The sequence below is a fragment of the Bradyrhizobium sp. LHD-71 genome (assembly GCF_031157255.1).
GTDB lineage: Bacteria > Pseudomonadota > Alphaproteobacteria > Rhizobiales > Xanthobacteraceae > P52-10.
In genome coordinates this window covers 147791-170503 of record NZ_JAVIFX010000008.1, presented here as the reverse complement: position 1 = coordinate 170503, position 22713 = coordinate 147791, and the positions used below count along the sequence as shown (strand labels likewise).

At 62.3% G+C, this 22713-nt stretch carries 20 protein-coding genes; 5 read left to right on the top strand and 15 right to left on the bottom strand.

The features are described 5' to 3' along the window. Positions 1-4: 4 nt before the first annotated feature. Genes RCO31_RS11170 through RCO31_RS11160 form a run of 3 tightly spaced genes read right to left on the bottom strand, consistent with a single transcriptional unit; the run spans position 5 to position 5279 of the window. The gene (locus tag RCO31_RS11170; protein WP_308968396.1) at positions 5-1525 is read right to left on the bottom strand and encodes an ABC transporter substrate-binding protein; all 1521 of its coding nucleotides are present in this window, start codon (positions 1523-1525) and stop codon (positions 5-7) included. A gap of 38 nt (positions 1526-1563) precedes the next feature. After that, complete coding sequence (locus RCO31_RS11165; protein WP_308968395.1) at positions 1564-3213, bottom strand: hydantoinase B/oxoprolinase family protein; 1650 nt, start codon at positions 3211-3213, stop codon at positions 1564-1566. Beyond that, on the bottom strand, positions 3210-5279 hold the full coding sequence (locus tag RCO31_RS11160) for a hydantoinase/oxoprolinase family protein (protein WP_308968394.1): 2070 nt from the start codon (positions 5277-5279) through the stop codon (positions 3210-3212). Before RCO31_RS11160 ends, RCO31_RS11165 begins: the two co-directional genes overlap by 4 nt. Positions 5280-5414: 135 nt before the next feature. Between RCO31_RS11160 and RCO31_RS11155 the strand changes: the two genes are divergently transcribed. Then, positions 5415-6275: an IclR family transcriptional regulator gene (locus RCO31_RS11155; protein WP_308968393.1), complete on the top strand. Its 861-nt coding sequence runs from the start codon at positions 5415-5417 to the stop codon at positions 6273-6275. Positions 6276-6319: 44 nt separating this feature from the next. Here the strand turns inward: RCO31_RS11155 and RCO31_RS11150 are convergent, their stop codons facing one another. The 7 genes from RCO31_RS11150 to RCO31_RS11120 form a co-directional block, all read right to left on the bottom strand. Next, on the bottom strand, positions 6320-7297 hold the full coding sequence (locus RCO31_RS11150; RefSeq protein WP_308968392.1) for a tripartite tricarboxylate transporter substrate binding protein: 978 nt from the start codon (positions 7295-7297) through the stop codon (positions 6320-6322). Positions 7298-7337: 40 nt separating this feature from the next. After that, positions 7338-8411: an acyl-CoA dehydrogenase family protein gene (locus RCO31_RS11145; RefSeq protein WP_308968391.1), complete on the bottom strand. Its 1074-nt coding sequence runs from the start codon at positions 8409-8411 to the stop codon at positions 7338-7340. A gap of 9 nt (positions 8412-8420) precedes the next feature. Further along, a complete protein-coding gene (locus tag RCO31_RS11140; protein WP_308968390.1) occupies positions 8421-9602 on the bottom strand; it encodes an acyl-CoA dehydrogenase family protein in 1182 nt (393 codons plus the stop codon). 39 nt (positions 9603-9641) lie between these two features. After that, entirely contained in the window at positions 9642-10409 is a 768-nt protein-coding gene (locus RCO31_RS11135) for an enoyl-CoA hydratase/isomerase family protein (RefSeq protein WP_308968389.1), read from the bottom strand. 14 nt (positions 10410-10423) lie between these two features. Then, a complete protein-coding gene (locus tag RCO31_RS11130; protein WP_308968388.1) occupies positions 10424-11686 on the bottom strand; it encodes a MaoC family dehydratase N-terminal domain-containing protein in 1263 nt (420 codons plus the stop codon). Between the two features lie 45 nt (positions 11687-11731). Next, entirely contained in the window at positions 11732-13246 is a 1515-nt protein-coding gene (locus RCO31_RS11125; RefSeq protein ID WP_308968387.1) for a fatty acid--CoA ligase family protein, read from the bottom strand. 154 nt (positions 13247-13400) lie between these two features. Continuing rightward, positions 13401-14408, bottom strand: a complete 1008-nt coding sequence (locus RCO31_RS11120) for a nitronate monooxygenase (RefSeq protein WP_308968386.1) — start codon at positions 14406-14408, stop codon at positions 13401-13403. Positions 14409-14564: 156 nt separating this feature from the next. Here RCO31_RS11120 and RCO31_RS11115 point away from each other — a divergent pair, with 156 nt between their 5' ends. Next, on the top strand, positions 14565-15329 hold the full coding sequence (locus RCO31_RS11115; protein ID WP_308968458.1) for an FCD domain-containing protein: 765 nt from the start codon (positions 14565-14567) through the stop codon (positions 15327-15329). A gap of 260 nt (positions 15330-15589) precedes the next feature. Here the strand turns inward: RCO31_RS11115 and RCO31_RS11110 are convergent, their stop codons facing one another. The 3 genes from RCO31_RS11110 to RCO31_RS11100 all read right to left on the bottom strand — a co-directional run bounded on the left by RCO31_RS11110 (position 15590) and on the right by RCO31_RS11100 (position 18594). Continuing rightward, the gene (locus RCO31_RS11110) at positions 15590-16318 is read right to left on the bottom strand and encodes a transporter substrate-binding domain-containing protein (protein ID WP_308968385.1); all 729 of its coding nucleotides are present in this window, start codon (positions 16316-16318) and stop codon (positions 15590-15592) included. A 175-nt stretch (positions 16319-16493) separates the two neighbouring features. Next, the gene (locus tag RCO31_RS11105; RefSeq protein ID WP_308968384.1) at positions 16494-17543 is read right to left on the bottom strand and encodes an aldose epimerase family protein; all 1050 of its coding nucleotides are present in this window, start codon (positions 17541-17543) and stop codon (positions 16494-16496) included. A gap of 67 nt (positions 17544-17610) precedes the next feature. Then, a complete protein-coding gene (locus RCO31_RS11100) occupies positions 17611-18594 on the bottom strand; it encodes an SMP-30/gluconolactonase/LRE family protein (protein WP_308968383.1) in 984 nt (327 codons plus the stop codon). A 340-nt stretch (positions 18595-18934) separates the two neighbouring features. Here RCO31_RS11100 and RCO31_RS11095 point away from each other — a divergent pair, with 340 nt between their 5' ends. The 3 genes from RCO31_RS11095 to RCO31_RS11085 are packed head-to-tail and all read left to right on the top strand — an operon-like array spanning position 18935 to position 20796. Then, entirely contained in the window at positions 18935-19381 is a 447-nt protein-coding gene (locus RCO31_RS11095) for a DoxX family protein (RefSeq protein ID WP_308968382.1), read from the top strand. Between the two features lie 27 nt (positions 19382-19408). After that, positions 19409-19864 (top strand): cupin domain-containing protein, encoded by a 456-nt coding sequence (locus tag RCO31_RS11090; RefSeq protein WP_308968381.1) that lies wholly within the window; start codon positions 19409-19411, stop codon positions 19862-19864. Between the two features lie 44 nt (positions 19865-19908). Then, positions 19909-20796: a VOC family protein gene (locus RCO31_RS11085; RefSeq protein ID WP_308968380.1), complete on the top strand. Its 888-nt coding sequence runs from the start codon at positions 19909-19911 to the stop codon at positions 20794-20796. A gap of 222 nt (positions 20797-21018) precedes the next feature. On the opposite strand, the gene RCO31_RS11080 is transcribed toward RCO31_RS11085, so the two are convergent. Beyond that, a complete protein-coding gene (locus tag RCO31_RS11080; RefSeq protein ID WP_308968379.1) occupies positions 21019-21663 on the bottom strand; it encodes an aspartate/glutamate racemase family protein in 645 nt (214 codons plus the stop codon). 229 nt (positions 21664-21892) lie between these two features. After that, positions 21893-22609: a polysaccharide deacetylase family protein gene (locus RCO31_RS11075; protein ID WP_308968378.1), complete on the bottom strand. Its 717-nt coding sequence runs from the start codon at positions 22607-22609 to the stop codon at positions 21893-21895. Positions 22610-22713 lie beyond the last annotated feature (104 nt).

The following is a 22713-nucleotide window of genomic DNA, read 5'->3' as shown; positions in this document are numbered from 1 at the left end:
GGCTTTAGGCCACTTCCGCCGTTTCGAACGTCAGGCCCGAATAGAAGGTCAACGCGCCCGGCAGGTTCTTGAAACCGGTCACGCCCTTGCGCATCGCATAGCCCTGGCTCCGCCAGGTCAATCCGACCATCGGCACCTGCTCGATCGCTGTGCCTTCCATGTCCCGATAGATGGCGCGACGCTTGGCGTCATCGAACTCGGTGCGACCGGCTGCGAGTAGCTCGGTGATGCGGTCGATCTTCAAACCATGGCTGCGGACGTAGGACGGCGAGAGCGAGCCGTCGATGAAGTTGGCGATGCCATCAGGGTCATTGCTGTCCGCGGCGGTGCCCATCACGGCGACATCGTACTGGCCGCGATTGCCGATGGAGACGCGCGTCGACCAGTCCGGCAGGTTCAATTCGGCGCGGATGCCGACGGCGGCGAGATGTTGCTGCACCACCTCGGCAGTATCCTTGTGCATGCCATACTGCGCAGTGGACAATAGCGAGCAGGAGAAACCGTTCGCGTGGCCCGCTTCCGCAAGGAGTCGCTTCGACAGATCCGGATCGTGGTTCCACCCCTGCTTGAACTCCGCATTGTAGAAAGGACTGGAAGTGGCGATGGGAAGCTGCATGAGCGGCGAGCCGCGCCCGAAGAAGGCCGCGCGCACCAGTTCGTCGCGCCTGATGGCGTGTGCCACCGCCTTGCGCACCCGCGCATCGTTGAACGGCGGCCGCGCACCGTTGAAGATCAGGAACATGAAGGCGCCGTCGACTGTGTCGAGGTTCAACGCACCATCGGCGGCGATCGAGTCCATCGCTTGCCAGGGGACATATTCGATCAGGTCGACATCGCCCGAACGCAGTGCCGCGACGCGCAGGCTCTCGTCCTGATACGCGACGGCGCTAATTCCCGTAAGCTTCGGCAGACCGGCGCGGTAAAACCCCTTGAACGGCTTGAGCTCCAGCGAGACGCCGCGCTCCTGCGCATCCAGGACGAAGGGGCCGGCCCCAACGAAACTTCCTTGCGGGGAATTCCGCGAGATGATCGGCAGGTGATAGGACGCCATCCATACCGGCAGCGTCGCCACCGGGCTCCTCATGACGATGCGGACCGTGCGATCATCGGGTGTTTCCACCTTCGCCACCCGCTGCATCTCGGCGCGAAAATAGGCGGTGGAGCGTTCGGCGGCAATCTGCTCGATTGTCCACTTCACGTCAGCCGATGTGACCTTCTCGCCGTTCTGGAAGCGCGCGTCGCGAAGCTTGAACTCCCAACCGGTCTCACCGTGGGTATTCCAGGATTCTGCCAACTCGCCACGCAACGAACCGTCCAGCGCGTAGGAGGTGAGCCCACGATAGATCATCAGCTTCACCGTCGCAGCGGCGGTGCCGGTGTTCTGCCACGGCTGGATGCTGGGGGGAAAGCTCGACAGGCCGAATGTCAGCACTCCCGGACTAGCGGCGTGGGCCCGAGCCCCGCGGAGAAACGGCAGAGCGGCAGCGCCAGCCAGAACGGCGCGGCGGGAAACGGATGCACTCATTGCGTTCTTCTCCTTCTCCTTGCCAGACGTGTCTCTGTTCAGGCGCGATAGCGATAGACCTCCCGCGCGGTTGTTTCGGTGATGACGGCTTCGGCCAGATCGCGTGCCACAGCTTCGCGCACGCGTTTCTCCGGCGGACCGTAGCCGCCGGCGCCGGGACTCACCACGGCAAACCATTGTCCGGCCTTCAGTACGGCATTGTCTCGATCGAACACGACGCCAGGGCCGCACTCCACGGCGCCGTGGCCCCCCGGACCGCCACCCAGCAGGCCCCAGGACTCCGACGTCAGCCGCGAGACATCCACTCGCACCCGGCAGTCTGCGTCCGCGCGGTAGACGCGCCTCAGTCCCATGCCGCCGCGATAGGTGCCCACGCCGCCCGAGCCATCCACCAGCTCATAGCGCAACAAAGTGAGCGGATACTCCGTCTCCAACGCCTCTACCGGAAGGTTGGAGGTGTTGGTTACGTGCACGTGCACGCCGTCCATCCCGTCCTTTGTCGCACGTGCTCCGGCGCCACCGCCCATGGTCTCGAGATAGACCCAGATCGAACCGTCCTCCGGCTTCTGCCCGATGAAGGTCGCGACGGTGCAGACGGAGTTGGAACAGGCGGTCACGCGATCCGGGACGGCCTGCGCCAGCGCACCAATGATGAGATCGGAGACGCGCTGACAGGTCTGCACCCGTCCGTTGACCGCCGCAGGATGCGTACAGTTCAGAACAGTGCCTGCTGGCGCTGTCACGGTCAGCGGCCGCGCCAGGCCAGCATTTGGAAGGATCGTCGGATCCACCACCGACTTCACGACGTAGTAGGCGGTCGCAGCGAGCGCGGTCCAGGTCATGTTCAGTCCGGCGCGCAGCTGCGGCGGACTGTCGAAGTGCAACGACATCGAGTCGCCCTCAACTGTCACTTTGACCTGAAGCGGCAGATGCTCCGGCACTTCTGTGCTCTCGAAAACATCCGCAAACGTCCAGATCCCGTCAGGGATCGCGGCGATGCCGGCCCGCATCTTGCGCTCGGCATAATCGAGCAGCGCCGCCCCTGCTGCCATCACCGTGGTCGTGCCGTACTTCGCACAGAGCGCCTGGAAGCGCTGCACGCCGACGCGGTTCGCCGCCATCTGCGCACGAAGGTCGGAGAGCCGTTCACGCGGCACCTGGCAGTTCAGCAGAATGAGGTCGAGCACGTCCTTCTGCAGTTCACCCCCGCGATAGAGCCGCACGGGCGGAATGCGGAGTCCTTCCTGGTAGATGTGCGCGTGCCCGCGATCGGCAAAATCGGCATGGTGCGCCAGGTTCACCGTCCAGGCGGCAATGCGCGCCTCCACAAAGATCGGCTCGGCAAGCACGATGTCAGGCAAGTGCGTGCCGCCGCCCTCGTACGCATCGTTGCCAACAAAGACGTCACCCGGTCTCATATCCTCGACGCGGTGCAGCTTGAGGATATGCGGCACGATGCCGATGAAGCTGCCGAGATGAATCGGGATGTGCTCCGCCTGGCAGAGCGTGTTGCCTGCGGTGTCGAACAGCGCGGTCGAGCAGTCCCGCCGCTCTTTGATGTTCGTGGAGTAGGACGCTCGGATCAGCGCCTCCCCTGTCTCCTCGACGATGGACGAGAGCGCGGCGCCGATGACCTCGATCGTGATCGGGTCCAGCACGGCAGCGTCAGGCACAGAGACGTCGTTCATGGCGCCACCTCGAGAACGAGGTTCAAATAGGCATCCACCCGCGCATGCATTCCCGGCAGCACGACAGTCGTGGTGTCCATCTGCTCGACAATAGCAGGCCCGGTAAAGGCGTTGCCGGCGAGCAGTTCGTCACGGCCGTAGATCGGCGTAGGCACGAAGCCGCCGGCCTCGGGGAACCAGACGTCACGCATGCCGACGACGGCGCGACTTGCATCCTTGCCCGCATCGTCAAAGGCCTGCAACTCCGCCTTGCGCACACGGCCCGCGGCCTCCAGACGCAGCGTCACGATCTGCACTGGCTCGCCCTCCGCGACGAAACCGTAGCGCTGCCGGTGCGCTTCGGCGAAGCCGTCTGCGAGCGCAGCGATCGTCACCGCTGTCACTGGCCCTTCCGGCAGCGGCACGGCCAGCTCGTAGTTCTGACCGGCATAGCGCATGTCCGCCGTACGACTGAGACGCCTGTCTGCCGGTGCAACCTTCTCGTGCACGAACCATTCGCCCGCGCGTTCGGTGAGCCCTTTGAAGGCCGAAACGACATCGTCTACCGACGCATTTGTCGCCGGCAGCAGCTTGGTCGCGGCAAAATCCGCACGCAGGTCTGTCAGCAGCAGGCCCATGGCGCACAGGATGCCTGGATTGCGCGGTATCAGTACGCGCTTCATGTCGAGCTCGAGTGCGAGCCGCGCCGCGTGCAGCGGCCCGGCGCCGCCGAAGGCCAGCATGGTGTAATCGCGCGGGTCGTAGCCGCGCTGAACCGAGATCACGCGAATGGCTCGCGCCATATTTGCTGTGACGACCGAGATGATCCCCTGCGCCGTTTCCATCAGGCCCAGCCCGAGACGTTGGGCAAGCCTGCCGATCGCCTGCTTGGCCAGTCCCTGATCAACCTTCATGCGACCCGCGAGCAGGTATTCCGGATTGAGGGTCTGCAAAACGACATTGGCGTCGGTTGTCGCCGGCTCCTTGTTGCCGCGTCCATAGCAGACCGGCCCCGGATCGGCGCCGCAGCTTCGCGGCCCGACTTTCAGGAGGCCTCCCGCATCGATATAGGCAATCGAGCCGCCGCCGGCGCCGACTGTGTGGATGTCGAGCATCGGCGCCTTGATGGGATAGCCGTGCACGGTCGCCTCCGAGGCCAGCTTGCATGTCCCGTCGTTCAGCAACGCCACATCGGTCGACGTGCCGCCCATGTCGAACGTGATGAGATCCGTAAAGCCCGCCAGCGTTCCGATCGCCTGCGCGCCTACGACACCGGTGGACGGCCCGGAAAGGACCGCACGCACCGGCATCTTCGCCGCAGTGCCGAAACCGATGACGCCACCGTTCGACTGGGTCAGGTGTGGTGTCGCTTCCATTCCGAGTTCACGCAGGCGAGGCGTCAGGCGCTCGATGTAGTTGCGCATGACCGGGCCGAGATAGGCGTTCAGCACCACCGTAGAGAGGCGCTCGAACTCCCGGAATTCCGGCGCGATCTCGTGTCCTGCGCTGATGAAGACGCCCGGCATTTCCTCGCGCAGGATTTCAACGGCGCGCATCTCGTGCTCCGGCCGGATGAAACCGTACAGGAAGGAGACCGTAACTGCTTCGACCCCGGCTGCCTTCAGCGCTTTTGCTGCTGCGCGCATGCGCTTCTCATCCAGCGGCAGGTCGATCTTTCCGTCGTGCCGCACCCGCTCTGGCACCTCTATGCGGAGATCCCGCGGAACCAGCGTCGGCGGCTTGTCTGCCTGCATATCGTAGAGATCCGGACGCTTCTGCCGGCCGATCTCCAGCAGATCGCGAAAGCCGTCCGTCGTGACCAGCCCTGTGCGGACGCCGCGATGCTGGATCAGCGCATTCGTCGCGACCGTCGTGCCGTGACCGAAATACGTTACCGTCGCGCCAGGTTGCACTGCACCGGGAGCAACGCGCCGCATGCCTTCTTCGACGCCTTGCGCGATGCCGCGGGACGGATCGTCCGGCGTGGAGGAGACTTTCCAAACCTCCATCCGCCCTTCTTCTTCATCGAAGAGACAGACGTCGGTAAATGTCCCACCCGAGTCTACGCCGACGCGCCAACGCCCCATGCCGCACCGCTCCAGAGGATCGCTGTCGGCATTGTTTAATCAGCCAATAGCCTGCGCAAGACGAAATTTCTCTCACCGAGCACAATGTTGCATTCTTTTCGTATAGCGATAACTTCGTCGGGGAGTGCGCTCTCCATGGCTCAAAAAATGGACAAGAGGAACGGTCGAACAGGCAACGTGCGCGACCTGCCCGAGACCGCCGGTGTCCTGCATCGCGCGGCAGGTCTGTTGCGCATTCTCGCGCAGAGCGGCGTTGCGGGCATGCGCCTGACTGAGCTGGCCCAGGCAATCGGGCTACCGCGTCCGAGCGTGCATCGCGTGCTCCGCAGCCTGGTCGAGGAAAAGCTGGTCGACTTCGATGCTCGCAGCAAACGCTATACGCTGGCCCTCAGCCTGTTCGAGCTCGCCGCGCGCGCGGGCAATCGCTTGGGACTGCGCCAGATCTGCCGGCCGGTGCTGTTGCGCTTGACTGAATCACTCGGCGAAACGCACTTCCTGCTTGTACGGGACGGCTATGAAGCGGTGTGCATTGATCGCAGCACGGGGCGCCTGCCGATCCGCTCGTTCACCGGCGACATCGGCGGGCGTGTACCGCTTGGCATGGGTCAAGGCGCGATGGCGATCCTCGCCTTCCTGCCACAGGACGAGCAGGACGAGGTCATCCGCCACAACTTGCCGCGCTTGCGCGAGGTTAACGGCACCGATGAAGCAACGCTCCGCGCCCAGCTTGCCCGCGTGGCGCAGCAGGGCCATTGCGACAGGCCGTCAGGCGTCTTCCCCGGCATGACCGGCATTGGCGTGCCAATCCTGGATCGCGAAGGACGCGCGGTCGCTGCGCTCAGCATCGGCAGCCCCGTGGACCATCTGACGCCCGAACGCAGCAGCATCATCGCTCACCTGCTGAAGGCCGCAGTTTCGGCAATTTCTGCGCAGATCAATCCATTCGATCCGGTGCTGCGTCGCGCCAGCGCCGCAATGGAGATCGCATCGGATTGAGATGCCGAACCGACGTCGCTCGAAGCGAGGCGTAACGAGCAGCTTCACTCGGGTTTGATGTTATTCTCGACAATGATCCTGCCGAGCCGTTCGGATTCGGAATTCAGCGCATCCTGAAAGGTTTTCGCATCGGCGAAGCTCACCTCCGAGCCGCCCATCTGCAGTCTTTCGACGAAGGCCGGATCCTTGCTTGCTTCATCGATGATCCGGGTGAAGCGACTGAGGATCTCCGCCGGTGTGTTTTTCGGAGCGATGATTCCGCCGAACGTCGTGCCGCCAAGATCGGGGAAGCCTGCCTCATAAACCGTCGGCAGGTCCGGCAACCGCCGCAACCGCTGCTCGCCTGACGAGGCGAGCGGGACCAGCCGACCAGCCTCGATGTGGCTCAGCACGGACGGCGGATCCATGCCGATGCCGATGCCGACATCGCCCGCGATCAATGCGGCGCTTGCCGGCGCGCCACCCTTGTAGGGAATGTGCGTGACGTCGAGGCCCGCTTTCCTCGCGAAGGCGCTCATCGTCATGTGGTTGAGACTTCCGACGCCGATCGTCGCGTAGTTCGTGCCGAGGTTGGTTTTTAGATAGGCAACGAGCTCGCCGAGCGACTTGACCGGAACGACCTTCGGATTGACGACGGAGATCGTCGCCGTCGACTGGAACTGCGCAACGGCTTCGACGTCGCGACCGATCACGAGATCCTTTCCCAGAAACTTGTAGCCAATCATCGTCGACGAGGAGAAATAGCCAAAAGTGTAGCCGTTCGGTTGCGACGTCTGCACCGCGTTCACACCCAGAAAGCCGCCGGCACCCGGCCGGTTATCGACCACGACTGTGTAGCTGTACTTGCGATTCATGAAGTCGGCGAGCGCCCGGCTGTACAAATCCGTCGCGCCACCGGCCGTATATGGAACGATCAGCGTGATCGGCCGCGCCGGCCACTCTTGCGTCACCCCGTGCGTCGGCAGCATGCAGGAGGCAGCCACAACCTCCGCAACGAACATCAATGTCCTTGCAGCCGACATGAAGCACCTCCCCTTTTCTTTTCGCGTAGCCGGATACGCGCTACCAGCCGACCAGCCTCGCATAGCGTTCTCGATGCCGCCTCGCCGAGCCGTAGATTGTCGCGTCGAACATCGCACGCTTGAGCCAGATCTGAGCGTCATAATCCCAGGTGAAGCCGATGCCACCGTGCAGCTCGATGCAATCGCGTGACATCTGCAGGAAGCGATCGCATATGTGCGCTTTCGCCAGTGCGGCGCTGGCGGAGCATTCGTCGCGACGATGGTCGAAGGCATGTGCGGCATACCAGTAGAGCGCGCGACATGGCTCGACTTCGAGCGCGATATTGGCAAGCTGATGCTTGATCGCCTGAAACTGGACGAGCCGCATGCCGAACTGTTCGCGCTGGCCAAGATACGCCGTGGTCATCTCCAGCAGCCGCCGCGCGCCGCCGAAGGCATCCGCGGCCGTCAGGATCAACGCGGCATCGACCAGACGCACGGCGCCATCCGCCACGCAGCCGAGCGGAACGAACGGCGTGGCTGTGAAGCGAAGCCGCGCCATCGACCGCGTCCGGTCGACACCGTCCAACACTTTTGTGCCGATGCCGGACGCGTCGGGAAGGACGAGGCCAAGTTCGCCTCCGGCGAGCCCCACCACGATCAACCCGTTCGGCGCGACGTCGCCCACGAACCATTTTTCGCCGTTGAGCGTTCCGCCGTCGCCGCGCAGTGTCCAGTCGTCCGGCAACCAACGGCTTTCACCCTCGGCAAGTGCCACAGTACCTCTGAGCTTACCGGTGGCGAGTTGCGGCAGCCATTTCGCCGCGATATCCCGGTCGGATGCATGTGAAAGCGCAAACGCTACCAGCCAGTGGTTGACGATCGGCACGGCGGCCGCGGCAAAGCCGACACATTCCGCGACCAGCGCCGCGTCGATCATCTCGAGACCTGCGCCGCCATACTTGGGATCGATCGGCAGCCCCCACAGTTCGAGCCCGTCGAATTCCGTATGCGCGCCGTCGTCGGCGCGCCGGTTAATGAGCGAATGCAATCGCTGCGGCGGAAAGCCGGCTGCCAGTGCAGCCGCCACCGTCGACTGCAGCATCTGCTGCTGCTCGCTCAACGCAAAATTCATCCTGTCTCCTCAATTGACCGAACGCGGCAGGCCCAGTCCGCGTTCAGCGATGATGTTGCGCTGGATATTCGACGCGCCGCCTGCGATCGCGACCGCGATTGAGCCCATGAACTGCTGATTCCATTTCTCGATGCCGTCACTGCGCGCGCCGTCCGCGATCGGCGCCAGGAGGAAGCTGTCGCCCATCAGCTCGCGTGCACACTGGGCGATCTCGTGCCCGACATTGCTTCCGTACAGCTTGAACAGGAGCTGGATCAGCCCGGGATCTTCGCCACGCGCCGCCAGCGACGTCTGCCGGTAACTCGAATAGGTCAGAGCGGCGACCGAGCCGGCGATCCTCGCCAGCCGCTGCCTGATCTCGGCGTCCTCGATCGCCGGCGCGTCGCCGAGCCGCGCCTGTTTCGCGAGTCCAACGAGACGTTCGAACGGCTTGGCGATCCGATCCACGCCACCGATAAAGTTCCGCTCATGCTTTAACGTCGAGCGCGACACGCGCCAACCCTTGGCGCGCTCACCGACGATCCAATCTGCCGGCGTCCATGCATCGTTGAAGAACACCTCGCAGAATTCGGCCCCGCCGGTCATCTGCTTGAGCGGCCGTACGTCGATACCCGGCTGCTTGAGGTCGACCAACAGATAGGAAATGCCGGCGTGTTTTGCCGCCGCCGTCTCGGTCCTCGCAAGCATGAACATGTAGCGGGCGAGATGCGCGCCCGAGCTCCAGATCTTCTGGCCGTTGATGGTCCAGCGGCCGTCCTTTAACTCCGCGCGGGTGCGCAACGAAGCAAGATCGCTGCCCGCCGACGGCTCACTGTAGCCTTGCGCCCAGACGAATTCGCCAGTGACGGTGCGCGGAATGAAGCACGCCTTCTGTTCGGCCGTCCCATGCTCCAGCAAGGTCGGAAGCAGCAGCGTAACGCCGACGCCATCGACCTCGCGCGGCGCGCGCACGCGCTCGAACTCCTCACGGATGATCTGTCCTTTCAGGATGTCGACCACTTGCTCCGAGCCGCCATAGATCTTCGGCACGCTGCGATAGAGGTATCCGGCCTCGATCGCCGCCTCGCGAAAGACGCGCGCCTCCTCCGCGCGTTTTGCGCGATCGCGATTTGGGCCAGCCCAATATTGCCGCAAGAACGCACGCACCTCCGACCGAAAGATCTCGTAGTCTCTCGAATAGGCCAGATCCATTTGCTGTCTCACTCTACCTGTCGAAAGCCATTGATGTGCTCATTCCACCGCCGCCGCTTTCTTCTGCGCTCGAAGCATCGTCACGAATGCATCGGCCTCCGTTCGCAGTAGCGCGTTCTTGTCGGAGACCGTCGCGTTGGACTCGAACATCTGCTTGGTCAGTCGGAGTTGCAGCGGCGGATAGGCTGCGATCTGCGAGGCGAACCGCATGACGTCATCGAGAAAGCTGTCATCGGCGAACGCGCGCGTGATCAGGCCGATGCGCAACGCCTCTTCGGCGTCGATCTTTGCGGCGCTGAGACAGAGATCGACCGCCCGGCCGTGTCCGACCAAGCGCGGCAGAAGCGCAGTCGCACCGAGCTCCGGCATCAGCCCCAGCGAGACGAACGGAAAGGAATAGGTCGACGACCGCGAGCCAACGCGGATGTCAGCGCAGAGAATTTGTGTGACGCCGAGACCGACGGCGGCGCCCTGCACAGCCGCAATCACAGGCTTCGAGCGCGATATCAGGTGCAGCCAGCTGTCGTCCTGCGCCATTGATAGCGTAGCGACGTTGACAATACGTCCGGTGACGGGATCGCGCGGCTCCGGCGGCATCTTCATGTCGCGTCCCGCGCAGAACACCGGGCCAGCGTTTGTGATGACGATGGCGCCTATCGTGTCGTTGGCATTCGCCCGCTCGACCGCCTGCACCGTCTCGCGATACATCGGGACGCTCCAGGCGTTCCGGCGCTCCTGCCGGTCATAGGTGATAACCGCAACACTGCCGTGCTCCTCGTAGCGGATCATCTCGAAGGTCCCACTCATGGCTTCGACCCTCGTCACCGCGCCTGCGCGTAGCGTTCCACCTCATGGGCGTACATCGCGTCGATGTCGTCCGCAGCCGGACGCGGCAGCTCAACAGACTTGCTGCGGGTCGGCAGCAGAACCACGGCTTCGCCCGGCGTCACAATCGTGCCCCATTGGTTCTCGACCCAGATATCGATGTGAACCTCGTTGCGGTCGTTCTTCTGCTCTTTCCGCTTGACCTTGCCCTTTATCCAGTAAGTGTCGCCGGTGTAGACGAACTTGCGGTGCTGACAGGAAAGCTTCCAGAGCCAGCCATCGTCACCCATCCAGTTTGTGACAAGGTTCGTCAGAAACGTCTCCCGCATTCCGCCATAGTCGTACGAGATCGGAATCCCAAGCTCATTGGCCCATTCCTTCTCCCAATGCAGCCGCTGTACGGTGTCGGGAACGCCCAGCGGATTCGGCGTGTACATGCCGGGCGCCTTCTTGCGGATCTTGTAGGAGAGACGGAAGGCGCCAGGTGGCGTGAGCTGCATGCCCCAACCAATGTGCCAGATGATCAGGTCGCTGGTGCGCATCGGGCCGCGCACGATGGTCGGCAGCGCCTCTCCCTCCTTCACATCCTCGAAATAGAGCGGATTCGCCCCGCGGATCGTTTCCGCCTCGTAAGTCGCGTCGATCAGTTCGAGCTGCTCCTTCGTATAGGGCTTTGGCAGATCGTACTCTTTCTTGCGTTCGGCCGAGGCGCGCCGCTCGGCCCGCATCCAGGTGCCGCGTTGGATCGACGTCAGCTCGTCGTTCTGATTGCGGTAGATGTAACCCTTTACCTCTGACACGGTGCGGCCGCTGAACTTGCTGTTGTCGCGCACGATCACACCGATCAGCGCCGAACGTGTCCTCAGTCGGTCACCCGCGCGCAACGGCTGCCACCACTCGAACTCCATAACCGCCTGATACGAGCCGAGCCCGATCAGAGGATCGCCCTTCAGAAGCGCCTTCTGCTCCGCCGAAAGCGGCGGCGCGTCCGATTCACCCATGGTGTAGAGAAAATTGGGCGGTGCGATCAAATCACCCCAGCGCGTCGACTTGCCGTACTCGCGGTCGCACCACAATGGATTTTCATCGCCATAGCCGTAGGCAAAATGACGCGTACCGTCCCAGGTGACCTCGTAATTATGCGGCGGCGTCGGCCGGTTGAACTGGACACCGATGCGCTGCTTCAGCCGCGCGATGCCCTCCTCGGTCAGAACGCCGTAAGTGCTGCCTTGCTTTTTTTCTGCCGCGACCGTGCTCATGTCTTTCCTCCAAAGATCTGCAATCGTGGTTCTGGCTTCCGGCGATCACGCCGTGCGTACCTCGAACAGCTTGCGCAGTTCGGGCTGACTGACCTTGAGCGACGGCGTCCGCGGCAAGTCGGCAACTTCTCGGATCTCGACCGGCACCTGATAGGGCAGCAGCCGTTCGCGCAGGAAGGCGCGCAGACCGTCCGGGTCCAGCGCACCGGCATTCGACTTGGCGATGTAGGCGGCGACCGGCACCTGACCGAGGCGCGCGTCCGGCAGGGCGACGACGGCGGCTTCGCGCACGGCGGGATGCGCTTCGAGCGCGCGCACGATGTCGTCCGGAAATACTTTGAAGCCGCCGCGGATGATGGCGTTGTCGAATCGCCCCTTGATCCAGAGAAACCGTTCGGCATCGAGAACCGCGAGATCGGTCGTGCGTATCCACGATTTCCCGTCACCCAGATGCTTTGCGCGCAGCTCGAGCAAGCCCTCCTGGCCGGAATCGAGCACGGCGCCGGTGTCGGGATCGACGACCCGCCCTTCGCAGTCTGGGTTCATCCGGCCGACCGAACCGCGCTTGTCTTTATAGTGGTTGCGATGGTCGGCGATGGTCCAGCCGGCGACGCCGCCCGCAAATTCTGTCGCGCCGTAATTCTGCAGGACCGGAATGCCGAACCGCTCATAGAACGCATCCGCAAGTTCCGGCGGCAACGGCGCCGTGCCGCAACGAAACGCCGCCAGGCTCGAAAAGTCCCCCTTATCGACGTTCGCTTCCAGGATCATCCGCATCGCCGAAGGCGGCGCGCTGGCGACGTTGGGGCGGTGCCGCCGGATCGCGTCGACGAATTCCGCCACGCTGAATCGTTCGAGCAGCACGCTACTGCGCCCGGCAACGATACAATTCAACAACCCAAAGATGCCGCTGATGTGCGCGAACGGCGCGTTCAGAATCTGGACCCCGCGCCGCAGCTTCGGCGGATCTTCGGCGGAGCGCTTCTCGAAGACGGCGGCGCCGAACACCGCGTCCTCCAGCGTTCGCGTCGCGAGCGGAATACGCTTCGGCGTGCCGGTGGTTCCGCTGCTCATCATCTCGATGCCGACGCCCTGCGCGGGAATGTGCAGGTCCTCAGCGGCAATGGAATCGAATCCATCGAGCGGGCGGACCGGATTCGCCGCCACACCGGTCAATTGCAGCACCAGGCAGCCAATTTCAGTGGCCGCTGCCAGCAAGCCTGGTCTGCGGACGTCTTCCGGAGTGACGAACAGCGCCGGCGGCCGCAGCTGCAAGACGTCGGCTGAAAGGCGCTCGTCGGGAAGCAGCGGATTAAGCGTCACCACACAGCGTTCGGAGGCTATGACACCGAGAATTGACGCTGCAATCCTGGGATCGTTGCGCAGAAGCCCGCCGACACGGATTCCCGGCCCGAGCCCAGCCAGCAGGAGCGCGGCATCAATTCCGTCCATCGTCGCGGCGATGTCGCCCCAGCTCGTCCAGTTGCCCTTGAATTCGATCGCCGGCGCCGATCGATCGATCTGCGTCACGCTGCGGACGAACTCGCCCAGCTTCGACATTGTCATTCCGCTTAATTAGTTAACTAAGTTGACTATTTATGCGAGAACGGCCTTTGTCAAGGCGGTCATTAACCGCTTCACATGCCGGCATGGCGAGAGGATCAGGTCTTGCGCAGGTCCGCGGCGGCGTCCGGCCCGCGCTGCTGGCGAAGGCTCAGGGCCTTGCCACGTCGAGCACCTGCTCGACGAGACCCGCGGCGGCGGCCATGTCGCGAGCACGGCAGGCTTCGACGTATTCCGCACGGAGGCGTCGAACGAGCTCGGCGACCGTCGGAATATCCTTGATCAGATCGATGCCCTGGCCAGCGCTCCAGAGCGTCTTCCAGGGGCGCACATTGGCGGGAAGATGCTCGTGACTCATGCCCTTGGCCTTTGGCGCCGGCAGGTTTGATGGGTCGAGGCCGTTCTGCCGCATCGATTCCATCATCCAGTTCGCCGGTACGCCCGCGATCCTGCCGGTGTAGAGCAGGTCCGACGAGCTCTGGCTGACGAGCAGAGTCTTGTAGGCCTCCGGCGCGTCGGATTCCTGCGTAGCGATGAAGCGCGTGCCCATGTAGGCGAGATCGGCACCCAGGACTTCCGCGGCGCGGACCACAGCACCGGTTGAGACCGCTCCCGCCATGATGATCGTACCGTCGAACATCTGCCGCACACGCGGAATCAGCGCGAGGTGGCTGATCGTGCCGGAATGACCGCCACCTCCAGCGCCGATGCAGGTCAGCCCGTCCACGCCCGCCGCGATCGCCTTCTCGGCAAAGCGCAGGCTCGTCACGTCGTGGAAGACCTTGCCGCCCCAGTCGTGCACGCGCTTGACGATCTCGGTCGGATCGCCGGCCGCGGTGATGATGATCTCGACGTCGTTGCGGCCGCAGACGGCGAGATTACGCGCGAGCTCATCCGCCGGAAGGCGGGTGTTGAGGTTGATCGCTATCGGCGCGATGCGCCGTGTGGGTTCATGTCTCGCGACCTCATCAAGATCCTGACGAATCTTATCGACCCATCGCTCGAACTCCTCGAAACTGCGCGCGTTCTGCCGCGGCAGGCCGCCGATCACGCCGGCGAGACAGGCTTCGCGCACCAGCGCGGGCCCTGTCACCAGGAACATCGGCGCGCAAATGACCGGTAAGGTCAATGTCTCACGGATGGAATTCGCAAGCGCCATCTGGCGGCTCCCCATATCGTTATATAATTTAGCTAATTAAACCGCGACAGCACGCTCTGTGCAAGGCGTTTGCCGTCGCCCGAGTTTTGGCTTGTGCTCGCTGCCCTGAGCCGGGATACAGCCTGGGATCGACTTGGCGGAGATTCGGTGGACCAGATGTACGGAAATGCAGCAAGCGCGATCCGCGTGCCGAAGACCGCCGAGATCATCGCCGGAAGAATTCGCAAGGCAATCATCCGCGGTCAACTGAAGTCCGGCGACAGGCTCGCCTCTGAAGCTGAGCTCGTCGACGAGTATCAGGTGTCACGCCCCACGGTGCGCGAAGCGATCCGCATTCTGGAATCCGAGGGCTTCTTGCGAATCTCGCGCGGAGCGCGCGGCGGCGCCCACGTGGTCGCGCCGGGTCCCGAATTACTGGCGAAGGCGGCCGGCCTGACGCTGCAGTTCCGCGGCGCCACGCTTGCGGACATCTATGCGGCGCGATCGGTCATCGAGCCGCCTGCCGCGCGCTGGGCCGCCGAGTTGAACTCGAAGCGCGCCGCTGCCGCCTTGCGCAAGCAACTGCAGCGGGAACGCGAGGTCGCTGATCTCGACGCGCCACGCGCCCGCGCCATCACCGACTTTCATACGACGCTACTCGACGAATGCGGCAATGTCGCCCTCGGCATGGTGGGGCGGGCGCTATATGACGTCGTGTTGCGTCAACACGAGTTCTCTAACCGGCGTCAGACGTCTGCCACGAGCGAGGCGCGGAGAAAGCAGATTCAATTCGGCTACCGTTCCCAAGAGAAGCTGATCGAACTGATCGAGGCGCGCGACGGCGCTGCCGCCGAAGCGCACTGGATTCGGCACATGAAGGCCGCAGGTGACGTTTGGCTCTATGGAATCTCGAAGACGTCGGTAATCGATATCCTGGATTGAAACACCACCGATCCTTGCTTGATCATACAAGATCGCAGATCTGCCCGTTCCCGCATGATGATCGAAAGCCACATCACATGCCGTCGCTGTTCGGGATCACACCCTGAAACAGGCAGGTGATGAGTGGCAACTGATGACGTTCTCGTCGTGCAAGCTGCCATAGGCCGCCTATCGCCTCGATCGCCGTTCGAGAAAGGCGGCCGGGCTCGATCGCGCCTCTTGCATGTTGATCGCACTGCAGAAATTCTCGACGGCATAGCCTAGCGACGAACGAGATTTGCGAGAGCGTTGTCGAGCAGTCGATCGATCTGACCATGCGCCGCAAGAGCCTCGATCGCTTGGTTGAGAAGGTCGAGGAGAGCTCGATCGCCTTTCTTGACGGCGATGCCGAAAGGCTTTGGGTCGAACTTGTCGCCGATGTCGATGATCGAATATCGCTCCGGATGGACCGAGGCAGCACGCATCATTGTCAGATTGATCATGTCGTTCGAAGCTGCGTCGGCTTCACCCTTGTCGACCGCATCGAGGTTCCCGGCACTCAACGGTGTGATGACGAGCGTGGCCCCGCTAAGAGAGGGAAGCGCTTTGCGCATCCTGCGCAGTGAAACCGAGCCCTCAGTCACCGCGATGCGCTTGCCTTTCAGATCCTCAAAACGACTGATCGGGCTGCCCTTCGGAACGAGTAGCCCCTCTCGCGTCACGTAATAGGGCGTGGAGAAATCCACCTGCTCGGCGCGATCGGGCGTGATCGTCAACTGGGACAGGACGACATCGACGCGCCCCTCCTGCAGATCCTCGATGCGCTCGGCGTCGGTGACCTGGAAAAAGTCGACACGTTCTGCTGAGCCAAGGATCTTCTCGCCCACGGCCCGCGCAAGATCCGCCTCGAACCCCTCGATGGTGCCGGTCCGCGGATTCTTGTAACCCATGCCGGGGATATCAAAGGAAATACCGGCGATCAGCCGCCCGTTCGATTGGAACCGATCCATATTGCCCTCGCAGCCGTTCATCCCCCTCAGGTCAATGTGATTCTTTCAGCACGGCCGGGCAACTACCCGGCGCGATCGGGTGCTACCTTAGTTTCTGCTGCCCTAACGCAGGCCGAAGAAAGCGGACGACTGCCGGCTGCAGGGCGGTTAGCGTCAACGTAACGGCGCCCCCGATTCATTCGATGCCGAAGCGATATTCCGTCGTGCTCGTAAAGCGCTCGCCTGGACGCAAAACCGTGCATGGAAAGGTTGGCTGGTTCGGCGAATTCGGAAAGTGTTGCGTTTCAAGGCAAAAACCTGCGTGGCGACCATAAGCCTGTCCGGTCGGCCCGCGCAACGTTCCGTCAAGATGGTTGCCACTGTAAAACTGAACCGCCGGCTCCGTGGTGTGCACTTCGAGAACACGTCCGCTGCGCGGATCGCGCGCGCGGGCGGCGAACTGCAGTTCACCCTTCTGCGACGGGCCGAGAACGAAATTGTGATCATACCCAAGGGCGACTTCGAGCTGCTCATCCCGCTGGCGGATGCGCGCGCCGATCGGATACGGCTTCCGGAAATCGAAGGGCGTGTGCGCGACATCGCGGCTCTGTCCGATCGGGATGAGTTGGTTGTCGACCGGCGTGAAACGCTCAGCGGCGATCATCAGTTCGTGTTCGAGTATGTCGGCATTCGCTGAACCGCCTAAGTTGAAATACGAGTGGTTGGTGAAATTCACGACGGTCGGGCGATCAGCTTCGGCCTGATAGCCGATCCGCAATGTATTCCCGCCGGTCACGACATAGGTCACCTCAAGAGCGACCGCCCCTGGGAAACCCTGGTCTCCGTCTGGACTGGAGTGACGAAGAGTGAGGTGCGGTTCCGGGCTATCCGTCCAATCAACGACGCTCCAGATCGCCTTGTTAAACCCTGTTCGTCCGCCATGAAGGCAGTTATCACCGTCGTTCCGAGACAAGTGGTACTCGCTTCCGTCAAGGACGAACGACGCGCCACCAATCCGATTGGCAAAACGGCCGACTAGCGCACCGAGGTAGCTGTCTTGCGCAAGGTATTCGGCGAGCGACGGCAGCGCGAGGACGACGTTACGGCGCGCGCCGTTGCGGTCCGCGGATTCGATTCCGACGATCGTGCCGCCGTAGGTGATGACCTGAACCTTCAGTCCGGTTTCTATCCCTAACGTGTAGAGATCGACCGCCGCGCCATCTGGCATCACTCCGTACGATCGCATCGCAGCGTTTCCCGATTGCACCGTAGACTCCATGTTCAGCCTTGAAAGCAAACCCGTCTTTTGTACGTCAGGACGTCCGAACGCCGGCCACCTGAAGCTTGATCTGCCAGATCTGCGTGTCACCGAGAATCAACAGCACATCGTTGTCCGGCCCACCGAAGGTGAAATTGGCTACGCCTGGGGCCACGATCTCGCCAAGCAGATCGCCCTCCGGCGTGAACACCTGCACACCGGTCGCCGATGACGTGTAGACGCGACCTTGCAGGTCGAGCTTGATGCCGTCGGGAGCACCGGGGCTGACGACAGCGAACAGGCGTTCGTTATGCAAGCGACGGCCATCGCGCACGTCAAAGGCATGGACATGATGCGGCAGCCCGGCGAAATAGGTGCCCGGAGCCTGATTAGCGCCGGTATCGGTGACGTAGAGGACGGCTTCGTCCGGCGAGAAGGCAAGCCCGTTCGGCTTGTTGAAGCCGTCCACGACAACCGCGGTTTCGCCCGTAGCGGGATCATGTCGATAGACGTAAGCACCGACCTCCGACACGCCCTTGAAGCCTTGGACCTCCCCATAATTTGGATCGGTGAACCAAACAGTGCGATCGCTCTTCACCACGACATCGTTCGGCGAGTTGAAGTGAAGTCCCCGCCATTGATCGACCACGGTCTCGGTCGCGCGCGCCTTCAGGTCCATGCGGCTGATGCGTCCCGGCGTTTCGCGCGTGCCCTGCTCGCAGATCACAAGGTGGCCGTCGCGGTCAAGCGTCATGCCGTTCGCCATGTTCGAGGGACACCGAACTGTATCGAGCGCTTGTGCCTCAAAAGGAAACTCTTCACCCTGCAGCTGCAGGCGCCGTATGGCGACGTTCTTGAACCCGGGCTCGGGTACCGTGGTGAAATAGAGCGCATGCTCCGAGGCGACATATACCGGTCCTTCATGGGCGGTCGTCTGCGTCAAGACCAATCGTTGAGGGCCGGGGCCAAGCACCGCGTGGAAGTCGTCGCGATGGACGATGAACGTCGCCCCGTCGAGTTGATGGGGAGTATGTGCCATCACTGTCCTCATCCCGCCGGCCCGTCAGAGACCATTTAGCTGCGACCGCCTCCAAGGCTAGTGTCCCGTATCCGAAGTTCGCAATACTTCGCAGCATGCTCAGAGTGAACTTCGGATACGATAAGGACACTAGCAAAATCATAATTCTAGTGTCGTTTATGGTTCAGAAATTCGCTCCTCGGAGTCGCGGCAAGCGATGGAGCGAATTTCTGAACCACGACACTAGTCCAATAATCAACAAAATCGTTACAAGTCAGAACGAAGACGCCAATCGTCCCTCAGCTTACACTCACATAGGATTTGTGACCCGCGCCGTCTTCACAGAAGGTGAGAGCTATCGATGGACTGGCTGATCAATGACGCTCTGCCGATACTGGCGCGGATTTTCATCGTCTGTATCTTCCCATTCAGCTTCATCGACAAGATCATCAATTGGGACAATGCGCTGAAGCAGGCGAAATCAGGCTGGCTTCCCGGCGGCCCGGTTCTGTTGATTCTCGCCATGATCATCGAATTGTTCACGCCGCCTATGATCATTTTTGGCGTCTATGACGGCATCGCAGCGTTCGTTCTCGCCGGTTACTGCGTCATCACCGGCATCGTCTATCACACGTTCTGGACCTATCCACGCTTCTGGTCACCGCAGAGCGAGGGCTATCCGCATATCTGGGATTTCTTGAAGAATTTCGGACTGGTGGGCGGGCTCATCTTTGTCATGTACCAGAGTGGCTTCATCCAGACGTTGGGCGGCGAGATCGAGCGGGTCTCCGCGCTCGTCTTGTCATGAGATCACCGCATCCTCGAGAGGCAGTGAATGATAAATCCTGAAACTCCGACGATCAGCTATTGGCATTTGTGGGCCGACAATGAGGGTGTCACCCACCAGGTTCGCTGCAAGCTGACCAGCTTTGAATGGCAAGGCATGGGCGGCAAGGCGGCCTCCCAGTGGAACGATCACCTCCTCGTGGGACAGAACAGCCTGTTATTCAGCATTCTTCCGCGCGGCTGGAATGGGGACTGGCACAAGAATCCGAAGCCTCAATGGATCTCCGTCTTGTCGGGCCGCTGGTTCGTAGACTCGACGGACGGCGCCCACGTTGAGATGGGACCTGGTGAAGTCGCTTTCGGCGGTGATCAGGACGCGAAGCCGGATGCGCAAGGCCGCGTGGGACATCGCTCCGGCACGCTCGGCGATGAGCCCTGTGCGCTCATGATTGTGCAACTCGATCCCGAGATTTGGGCCGGGGCCAGGCCCGGCGATTTCAAGTAGAGAGCAACGCCGCAATGCCGGTAACGCAGCTTATCGAGGTTAGCGTGACGGTAGCCGATCTGGCGGGAACAGCCGCTTTTTACCGTAATTTGCTTGGGCTTGAGGTTGGACCTGAGCAGGCGTTGGACCCGGCTTGGAACTGCTTGCTCGGCCTCAAGGAAGGCACGGTGGTGCGTGCTGCCGATGTCGCGATAGGACAGCAGGTGATCAAGCTCGTGGCGTTCGATCCGCCGGGACTGGAATACCCTTCCGAGCGAGCCTCGAACGATCAATGGTTTCAGCATGTCGCGCTCGTCAGTGGCGACATTACGAGCCTCTGGGAAAGGCTGACGGGCGGCTCGCCTGGGGTGATCACAAAGGGCTCACCAGTGCGGCTGCCAGCCAATACCGGCGGCGTGACTGCGTTCAAGTTCCGCGACCCCGAAGGCCACCCGCTGGAGTTGATCTTCTTTCCTCGAGGCGTGGGCGACCCGCAATGGCAAGGCAAAACCGCTTCGGGCATTGTCGGTTACGATCACACGGCCATCGCAACCATGGACGTTGGTCGCAGCGTTGCCTTTTACACGGAACTGCTCGGCTTCAAGGTCGGTGCCCGGTCATTGAACACGGGAGTCGAGCAGGATCGCCTCGATGGATTGAGGGATTGCCAGCTCGATGTGGTGGCACTCGAGCCCGCATCCAGGGTCACGCCGCATGTGGAGCTCCTGCATTACCGGAGACCGCCAGGCCGAACCTCGACGTCGGAGGTCCGTGCCAATGATGTGGCTTCCGCGCGCCAAATTCACAATGTTGACGATCTCGATGCGCTTGTCGGACGGCTCGAGACAGAAGGCGTGACGTTTGTGTCACCAGGCATGGCGACCTTGAAGGACGGCCGAAAAGCAGCGACCATCCGCGACCCGGACGGACACATGATCGTACTCATGGAATAAGAGCGGCGTCCGTCCAGGCCGCCATGCGCTTCTGCTTCCCATTTCAACGTCATCGATCGTACGGCGATGCCCTGCGCTGTTTGTGCAGTTGCAACAGAGTCTTCAAGTAAATGAATGGTCCCGAAGACGGGCCTAGCTGGATCACGAGATACTGGAATGGTCATGCCGGGGCGGCTGATAGGCCGGCCAGATCCACCCGCGTCGGCAACTCAACCGAAAGCTCTAGAGACTATTAAGAATTGATCGCATCGCCGCAGGAATGGGTGAGATGATCGGGACAGCGAACACATGCTGCAGATCGCGCGCTGCTTCCCCGAGCGGACCGCCGCCGATGATGACTGCCTGCGAGCCGTCATCCTCGATGCAACGGCGCACGGTTTCCGCAAGCGCCTCCCGCTGCCGATGCCTGTCGTTCACCAGATCGATCGGATCTGCGGAGGTTAGGCGGAGCCCCGTGTATTGCCGCGCAAAACCTGACGCCATTACGCGCTGATCGATGGCCGACCGCAGCTCCGGCGTCGTCGTTGCGATACCGAAGCGACGGCCGTCCGCAGCCGCCTCGCAAATAGAGCACTCGGCGATGCCGGCAGCAGGCGTGCGGCAGCGCGCGCGAATCGCTGAAAGGCCGGGATCGCCGAACGCCGCGATGAGAAAACCGTCATAGCTGCCATCGTTCCACGCGGCAATCTCGAGGACCTCGTCGGCAGCCGCTTCCAGTGCAACCGGATCGACGATCATCGCCGGCGCGCGGCGCGCCGTGGCGCCCGTCACGCGACATTGTTGCCCTGCAGTCGCCTGGGCGATGCCGACCATCATGTCGGTCGTTGCTGCGGAGCTGTTTGGATTAATCAGCAGGATACTGCGCATGCTTGTTCAGCTTTGGATGTCTCACGATGGCTGCATCGAGGCCTCCGCCGATCGATCCCTTGTGCGGATGAAGGGCACAAAATCCTTGCGCGATTGGTCGATGTCCGTTCGACGAACTTTCGCCGCGCGCACGTTGCCGGCCCGAGCACGGAGTTCGAAACAGCGTTATCATGCCAAAACGTTTGCGCTGCGCGATCACGCTCTTCTCTGCTCTCGCTGGCTTCGCCGGTCAGGGCGCGCTGTTCTTGCTGTTGGCGGCGAAGTGTGCCGCTATATCGCTCCGGCGCGCAATCCAGACCTTTTCGCCGCAGGAGGAGAGAAGATCCAGAATCGCTTGAACAGCGGCAAAGCGCGCAGGCCTACCGCAGATCCGCAGATGGAACCCGACCGTGAGCATCGCCGAACGCCCCCGCTCTCCTTCCGCCAGCAGTGTCGCGAGCGCGGCCGCGACATATGTCGAAAAGTCCTCCGGACGCACAAAGCCGTTCGGATGGAAGAACTTCATGTCGTTGGTGTCAAAACCATAAGGAAGGATGAGCATCCTTCCCGTCGAGGTCTTACTCCAATAGGGAAGATCGTCGTCGAGCGCGTTGGAGTCGTAGGTAAAGCCCAGTTCGGTCAACAGGTCGCGCGTCCACGGACTTTGGCTTCCGCGAGTCATGAAACCGATAGGCATCACGCCACTGGCCCCGGCGATGATGTCGCGCGTCTTTTCGATGTCGCGCCGCTCGACTTCAGGATCGGTGTACAGGGAATGAGCCAGCCAGCGCCAACCGTGGACGGCAGGCTCGTGCCCGGCATCGATCACAGCGCGCGCCAGCTCCGGAACGCGCTCGACGGCACGACCGCACATCATGAAGGTCGACGATATCTTGTTTTCGGAGAACGCATCGAGAAACCGCCAGAGCCCGACGCGCATACCGTAATCGAAGACCTGTTCCTGCACGAGATCCCGCACGCCCGGTGGAGATACGGAGACGACCTCACCAAGGCGTTCGGTTTCCGCATCGCCTTGCTCGATCGCAAGTTCCGCCCCCTCCTCGAAATTCA

Coding starts and splice junctions, on each gene's coding strand:
- RCO31_RS11170 (WP_308968396.1), bottom strand. CDS start 1,525: ATGAGTGCATCCGTTTCCCGCCGCGCCGTTCTGGCTGGCGCTGCCGCT.
- RCO31_RS11165 (WP_308968395.1), bottom strand. CDS start 3,213: ATGAACGACGTCTCTGTGCCTGACGCTGCCGTGCTGGACCCGATCACG.
- RCO31_RS11160 (WP_308968394.1), bottom strand. CDS start 5,279: ATGGGGCGTTGGCGCGTCGGCGTAGACTCGGGTGGGACATTTACCGAC.
- RCO31_RS11155 (WP_308968393.1), top strand. CDS start 5,415: ATGGCTCAAAAAATGGACAAGAGGAACGGTCGAACAGGCAACGTGCGC.
- RCO31_RS11150 (WP_308968392.1), bottom strand. CDS start 7,297: ATGTCGGCTGCAAGGACATTGATGTTCGTTGCGGAGGTTGTGGCTGCC.
- RCO31_RS11145 (WP_308968391.1), bottom strand. CDS start 8,411: ATGAATTTTGCGTTGAGCGAGCAGCAGCAGATGCTGCAGTCGACGGTG.
- RCO31_RS11140 (WP_308968390.1), bottom strand. CDS start 9,602: ATGGATCTGGCCTATTCGAGAGACTACGAGATCTTTCGGTCGGAGGTG.
- RCO31_RS11135 (WP_308968389.1), bottom strand. CDS start 10,409: ATGAGTGGGACCTTCGAGATGATCCGCTACGAGGAGCACGGCAGTGTT.
- RCO31_RS11130 (WP_308968388.1), bottom strand. CDS start 11,686: ATGAGCACGGTCGCGGCAGAAAAAAAGCAAGGCAGCACTTACGGCGTT.
- RCO31_RS11125 (WP_308968387.1), bottom strand. CDS start 13,246: ATGTCGAAGCTGGGCGAGTTCGTCCGCAGCGTGACGCAGATCGATCGA.
- RCO31_RS11120 (WP_308968386.1), bottom strand. CDS start 14,408: ATGGCGCTTGCGAATTCCATCCGTGAGACATTGACCTTACCGGTCATT.
- RCO31_RS11115 (WP_308968458.1), top strand. CDS start 14,565: ATGTACGGAAATGCAGCAAGCGCGATCCGCGTGCCGAAGACCGCCGAG.
- RCO31_RS11110 (WP_308968385.1), bottom strand. CDS start 16,318: ATGGATCGGTTCCAATCGAACGGGCGGCTGATCGCCGGTATTTCCTTT.
- RCO31_RS11105 (WP_308968384.1), bottom strand. CDS start 17,543: ATGCGATCGTACGGAGTGATGCCAGATGGCGCGGCGGTCGATCTCTAC.
- RCO31_RS11100 (WP_308968383.1), bottom strand. CDS start 18,594: ATGGCACATACTCCCCATCAACTCGACGGGGCGACGTTCATCGTCCAT.
- RCO31_RS11095 (WP_308968382.1), top strand. CDS start 18,935: ATGGACTGGCTGATCAATGACGCTCTGCCGATACTGGCGCGGATTTTC.
- RCO31_RS11090 (WP_308968381.1), top strand. CDS start 19,409: ATGATAAATCCTGAAACTCCGACGATCAGCTATTGGCATTTGTGGGCC.
- RCO31_RS11080 (WP_308968379.1), bottom strand. CDS start 21,663: ATGCGCAGTATCCTGCTGATTAATCCAAACAGCTCCGCAGCAACGACC.